This window comes from Streptomyces sp. NRRL F-4489 (assembly GCF_001509485.1).
Classification (GTDB): domain Bacteria; phylum Actinomycetota; class Actinomycetes; order Streptomycetales; family Streptomycetaceae; genus Streptomyces.
This window is the reverse complement of sequence record NZ_LLZI01000098.1, coordinates 1-5797: the sequence shown is the minus strand read 5'-3', so window position 1 is coordinate 5797 and position 5797 is coordinate 1. Positions and strand designations below refer to the sequence as shown.

The 5797-nt window shown below is 76.7% G+C and carries 3 protein-coding genes; 2 read left to right on the top strand and 1 reads right to left on the bottom strand.

Features of this window, described 5'->3' with window-relative positions:
- Nucleotides 1-2052, bottom strand: a 2052-nt coding sequence (locus ADL22_RS09920) for an asparagine synthase-related protein (RefSeq protein ID WP_066975897.1), incomplete at its 3' end; no start/stop codon positions are given.
- Between the two features lie 851 nt (nucleotides 2053-2903).
- Between ADL22_RS09920 and ADL22_RS09915 the strand changes: the two genes are divergently transcribed.
- Together ADL22_RS09915 and lhgO are read left to right on the top strand one after the other, a co-directional pair.
- A complete protein-coding gene (locus ADL22_RS09915; protein WP_066975895.1) occupies nucleotides 2904-4352 on the top strand; it encodes an MFS transporter in 1449 nt (482 codons plus the stop codon).
- A gap of 227 nt (nucleotides 4353-4579) precedes the next feature.
- On the top strand, nucleotides 4580-5797 hold a 1218-nt coding region (lhgO, locus tag ADL22_RS09910; protein ID WP_066975892.1), incomplete at its 3' end, for an L-2-hydroxyglutarate oxidase.

Here is a 5797-nt window from a genome sequence, read left to right as displayed (position 1 = left end):
GAGGCCGGTGGGGAGGGCGCGTTGGCGGGGGGATTCGGTGCCGGTCCAGCAGGAGCCGCGGCGGGACAGGAGGCGGCGGAGCCAGAGTTCGGTGGAGATGAGGTCGGCGAGGCCGTCGAGGGGGACGGGGGCGCCGTCGGCGGCGGCGTGGAGGGCCTTGCGGACCACGCGGGCCTCGATGAGGCCGGCGTCGGCGAGGAGCGGGGCGTCGAAGAGCTGGTGGAGGAGGCCGGTGGCGGCGCGCAGGCCGGCGCGGGCCGCCGCGGTGTGCGGGTGGGGGGAGGCGGCGCCCCAGCCCGGGGGCAGGTCCCGTACGCCGGCGCCGGCCAGTACGGAGCGCAGGACGGCGGCGCGGGCGCCCGGCTGGACGCGGAGGGTGTCGGGGAGGGCGCGGCAGGCGAGGACCACCTGGTTGTCCAGGAAGGGGGCGTGCAGCCGCTGGCTGCGGACCTCGGCGGCCTGTTCGAAGACCCGGTGGTCGGCGGCCTGGCGGGCGAGGGCGGCGCGGGCGCGCCGTTCGCCGGGGCGGCCGGCGGCGGGTGAGCGGTGCGCCGCCTCGCCGAGGCGAACCGATACTTCGGCGAGCGCCTCCCCTGTGAGCCAGCGGGCGGCCGGCCCCGGGCGGCACCAGGCGAGCGCGGCCAGGGAGGCGTCCACGGCGCCGCCCGCCACCGGGTCGTCGGCGAACTGCCGCTCCATCAGGAGCCGCGCGGCCTCGGCGATCCCGGTGGCGTAGGGGGTGCGGGCGAGCTTCCGGGCGGCGCGGTAGACGGTGAACGGGACGAGGACGGAGTGGGCGGACGGCCCGTCGGCCCGGGCGAGCGCGGTGACCGGGCGCAGCAGGTGGCGCCGGCGGCGGTCCAGGAGGAGGTCGGCGAGGCGGGCCGGGTGGGCGTCGAGGACCTGGCGGGCGCCGTTGCCGACGAAGTGGTCGGCGCCGCCGGACAGCAGCCGCCTGCGGTGGCGGGCGGCGAGGGTGAGGGCGGGGCCGGGTTCGTCGGTGAGCGGGAGGGTGTCGAGGCCGGTGTACGGGAGGGCTTCGGCGCCGGCCGCGACGACGACGTGGTGCAGCCGGGGATCGTCGGCGATACCGCGGGCGCGCGCCAGTTCTTCCTCGTGGTCGGGGTGGCCGCCCTGGGTGGCGCGGTCGTTGAAGGTGACGGCCAGGAGGCGTTCGCCGTGGCCGTTGATCCTTCCGGGGCGGCCGGGGAGGCCGGCGGCCAGGAGGGCGAGCGTTCCGGAGGCGCTGCCTCCGGAGAGGTCGGCGCCGATACCGGGGGCGGGGCCGCCGCGGGCCGCGCGGCGTTCGGCGGGGCCCATGCCGGGCACCGGGCCGGGGTCGAGGCGTTCGGGCCGATCGGGGTCGGGGGCGGAGCGGGGGGCCGTCAGGCGGGCGCGGACGGCCTCCACGAGGGCGTCCCGGACGCCGTCCACGGCTTCCTGCGGGGCGAGTTGGGGGGCGGCGACGGCCAGGGAGGCGGGCGGCTCGTAGGAGGCGGTCTCGGTGGTGCCGTTGCGCAGCACGAGGGCGTGGCCGGGCGGGATGCGGTGGACGCCGTCGTAGGGGGTGCCGGTGCCGAGCGCTTCGGGGGCGTCGGGGCAGGCGAGGAGCGCGGCGAGGTGGCCGACGTCGAGTCCGGCCTCGACGAGGTCGGCGAGCGGCAGGGCGGCGGTGGCGTACGCGGTGCCGCCGGCCCAGCGGGTGTGGAAGACGGGGCGGGCGCCGGCCAGGTCCCCGGTGACGGTGATCCGGCGTCCCACCCGGGCGACCGCGGTGTAGCTGCCCGGCCAGGCGGTGAGGTGGCGCAGGGCGCCTCCCCGGGCGGCGAACAGGCCGACCCGCAACTGGTCGTCGGTGGCGCCGCAGACCCCGAGGACGGCGAGCCGGGTCTCCGGGTCGGCCTCGACGACGCGCACCTCGTGGGGGCGCCAGTCGCCGACGGCCCAGAGGGGGTCGGGGCCGTCCCAGAGGAGGTGGGCGCCGACCGGGTGGAGGGCGCGGCTCTCCCCGTTGGCGGCCGGGGAACTGCTCCACCCCACCAACCAGCGCATCGCCGCCTCCACCCGCTTCCCCGTCGCCGTCCGCCCGGTGGCCGGCGGCCGTCCGGTGCGGCGGTTTTCCCAGCTGCCGGGCGGTCCGTGCCGCCGCCGTGCGGTCCATGCTGCCATGGGGGTGGGGTGCGGGGGCGTCCGCGTCCTGGGTGGCGTGTGGGTGGGGCGGGACCACGGGGGCGGGTCTCGCTTCCCGTGGGTGCGGGGGTGGGGCGTGCTCCCGTAGGCCGTGCCCCCGCTCCCCGTAGGGGGCAGCCGTACGCCCCCGTGGGGGGCAGCACCGCCTCGCACCCCCATGGGACGCGACGCCTCGACGCACCCCGGGGACGCACACCGCGCCACGCCCCGTCCCCCCGGCACCAGCCCCGGATGACCCCCCGTGTGGCCCCCGGGACAGGCAGCGGCGTGAAAGCATCGGACGTCGGTTTTCGGCCAAAGTCCGTGTGGCGCGGCCGAGTTGGGGCCGTGGCGGGTGGTCCGGGCGCGGTGCCGTGCCGGCGGCGGGCGGGCGGTGCGGGCCCCGCGACGGTCCGGGAAGCGGGCTGCGCCTCCCGGACCGGACCGCCACCCGCGGGGAATGAGGTGGCGGTGTCCCCCAGCCCACTGGATCCAGTGCAGCGGGCCGACCCACGCGGAACTCATCGAAGCGCGCCCGCAGTTGGGCGGCCAGCGCGCACGAACGGGCGCATGGGCACACGTACCCGGAGCACATGCCAATCCCCGCACCCCCGTTTGAACACGAATCTCGCCATCCGGGACACCGGCCCTTAACGGTCGGGATCCGGCGAACTACTCTGGGTGGACGCATGCCCCGGGGTACGGGGCGGCTGTCGCTGTGTCGAGGGGTGCGCATGTCCAGCAATACACGCGGGCCGAACGAAAAGCTCGGCACCGTTCTCGCCCTCGCGGGGATCAGCAACGCCGGACTGGCGCGCCGGGTCAACGACCTCGGTGCGCAACGCGGCCTGACGCTGCGCTACGACAAGACGTCGGTGGCCCGCTGGGTCTCCAAGGGGATGGTGCCGCAGGGCGCCGCGCCCCATCTGATCGCGTCCGCGATCGGCAGCAAACTGGGGCGTCCGGTGCCGCTGCACGAGATCGGGCTGGCGGACGCGGATCCGGCGCCGGAGGTGGGGCTGGCGTTTCCGCGGGACGTGGGCGCGGCGGTGCGCTCGGCGACCGAGCTGTACCGTCTCGATCTCGCCGGACGGCGGGGCAGCGGCGGCGGCATCTGGCAGAGTCTGGCCGGTTCCTTCGCCGTCAGCGCGTACGCGACGCCCGCGTCCCGGTGGCTGATATCGCCGGCGGACAGTTCGGTTGCGCGGGAGGCGGCCGAGGCGCGGGACAAGGACGCCGCGGCCGCCGGTGACGCCGGGGCCCCGCAGCACGTCGGCCACAGTGACGTCGCCAAGTTGCGCGAGGCAGCCGAGGACGCGCGGCGCTGGGACTCCAAGTACGGGGGCGGCGACTGGCGTTCGTCCATGGTGCCGGAGTGCCTCCGGGTGGACGCGGCGCCGCTGCTGCTCGCCTCGTACAGCGACGAGGTGGGCCGGGCGCTCTTCGGGGCGACGTCCGAACTCACCCGCCTCGCGGGGTGGATGGCCTTCGACACGGGCCAGCAGGAGGCCGCGCAGCGGTACTACATCCAGGCGCTGCGGCTGGCCCGGGCGGCCGCCGATGTGCCGCTGGGCGGGTATGTGCTGGCGTCGATGTCCCTCCAGGCGACGTACCGGGGGTTCGCCGACGAGGGGGTGGATCTGGCCCAGGCGGCCCTGGAGCGGAACCGCGGGCTGGCGACCGCCCGGACGATGAGCTTCTTCCGGCTGGTGGAGGCGCGGGCGCAGGCCAAGGCCGGGGAGGCGCGCGCCTGCGAGGTGGCGCTGAAGGCGTCCGAGGGCTGGCTGGAGCGCTCCCGCAGCGGTGACCCGGACCCGTCGTGGCTGGACTTCTACTCCTACGAGCGGTTCGCCGCGGACGCCGCGGAGTGCTATCGGGACCTGCGGCTGCCGCGCCAGGTGCGGCGCTTCACCGAGCAGGCGCTGTCCCGGCCCACGGAGGAGTTCGTCCGCTCGCACGGGCTGCGCCTCGTCGTGTCCGCGGTCGCCGAACTGGAGTCCGGCAATCTGGACGCGGCCTGCGCGGCGGGCGCCCGCGCGGTGGAGGTGGCGGGGCGGATCTCCTCGGCGCGCACCACGGAGTACGTGCGCGATCTGCTGCACCGCCTGGAGCCGTACGGGGACGAGCCGCGGGTCGTCGAACTCCGGGAGCGGGCCCGGCCGTTGCTGGCGGCGCCGGCGTAGGGAGCGGCGGTGTAGGGAGCGCCGGAGGGGGCGGGGCGGCTTCGCGGCGGGTCCGCGGCGGGTCCGGAGTGGCCTCCGGGCGGCTCTCGGGCGGCTTCGCCGGGCGGGGGCTGACGGAGGTCACAGCGGATTGTCAGTGGTGCGCGTCATGATGGACTACGTCGTCGGGATGACGCGCGGGCCCGCGGTGCCGGGCGGGCCGGAGGTCATGCGGTTGGGGAGGTGCAGTGGCGGCGTACGACTGCGATGTGCTGGTGATCGGGGCCGGGATCGTGGGGCTCTCCACGGCCCATGCCCTCACCCGTGCCATGCCCGGCATACGCGTCGTGGTGCTGGAGAAGGAGCTCGGCCCGGCCCGCCACCAGACGGGGCGCAACAGCGGCGTGATCCACAGCGGGATCTACTACCCGCCGGGGTCGCTGAAGGCCCGCTTCGCGCTCCAGGGGTCCGCGGAGATGGTCAAGTTCTGCACGGAGCACGGCATTCCGCACGAGGTCACCGGCAAGCTGATCGTCGCCACGGAGCGCGGTGAGCTGCCCCGGCTGCACGGGCTGATCCAGCGCGGCCGGGAGCACGGCCTGCCGGTGCGGGAGCTGGGTCCGGCCCAGATCGCCGAGTACGAGCCGGAGGTGCGCGGCCTGGCGGCCATCCATGTCGGTACGACCGGTATCTGCGATTTCGGGGCGGTGTCGCGGCAGCTGTCCCGCCTCGCCCAGGAGGACGGCGCCCGGGTCGTGTACGGCGAGGAGGTCACCACCATCGGGCGCCGCCCCGGCCGGGTCGCGGTCCGTACGGCCGGCGGCACGGTGCACCGCGCCCGCGCCCTGGTGAACTGCGCCGGTCTGCACTGCGACCGGGTCGCGCGGCTGGCGGGCGACGACCCGGGGATGCGGATCGTGCCGTTCCGCGGGGAGTACTACACGCTCGCCCCGGAGCGCGCGGGCCTGGTCCGCGGCTTGGTGTACCCGGTGCCCGACCCGGCGTTCCCGTTCCTCGGCGTCCACCTCACCCGCGGCGTCGACGGCTCCGTCCACATCGGGCCGAACGCCGTGCCCGCCCTGGCCCGGGAGGGCTACGACTGGCGCACGGTCCGCCCCGCCGACCTCGCCGGGACGCTCGCCTTCCCCGGCTCCTGGCACATAGCCCGCCGCCACTGGCGCTATGGCGCAGGTGAGCTGCACCGTTCGCTGTCCCGCCGGGCCTTCACGGAAGCGGTCCGCCGGCTGCTGCCCGCCGCCCGCGAGGAGGACCTCGTCCCCTCCCCGGCCGGGGTGCGCGCCCAGGCCGTGCTGCCCGACGGGACGCTCGTCGACGACTTCCTCTTCGCCGAGTCCCCCGGCATGATCCACGTCCTGAACGCCCCGTCCCCGGCCGCCACCGCCTCGCTGCCCATCGGCCGCGAGGTGGCCCGGCGGGTGCTGGGGGTGCTGGGGGTGCCGGAGGGG

Coding starts and splice junctions, on each gene's coding strand:
- ADL22_RS09915 (WP_066975895.1), top strand. CDS start 2,904: ATGTCCAGCAATACACGCGGGCCGAACGAAAAGCTCGGCACCGTTCTC.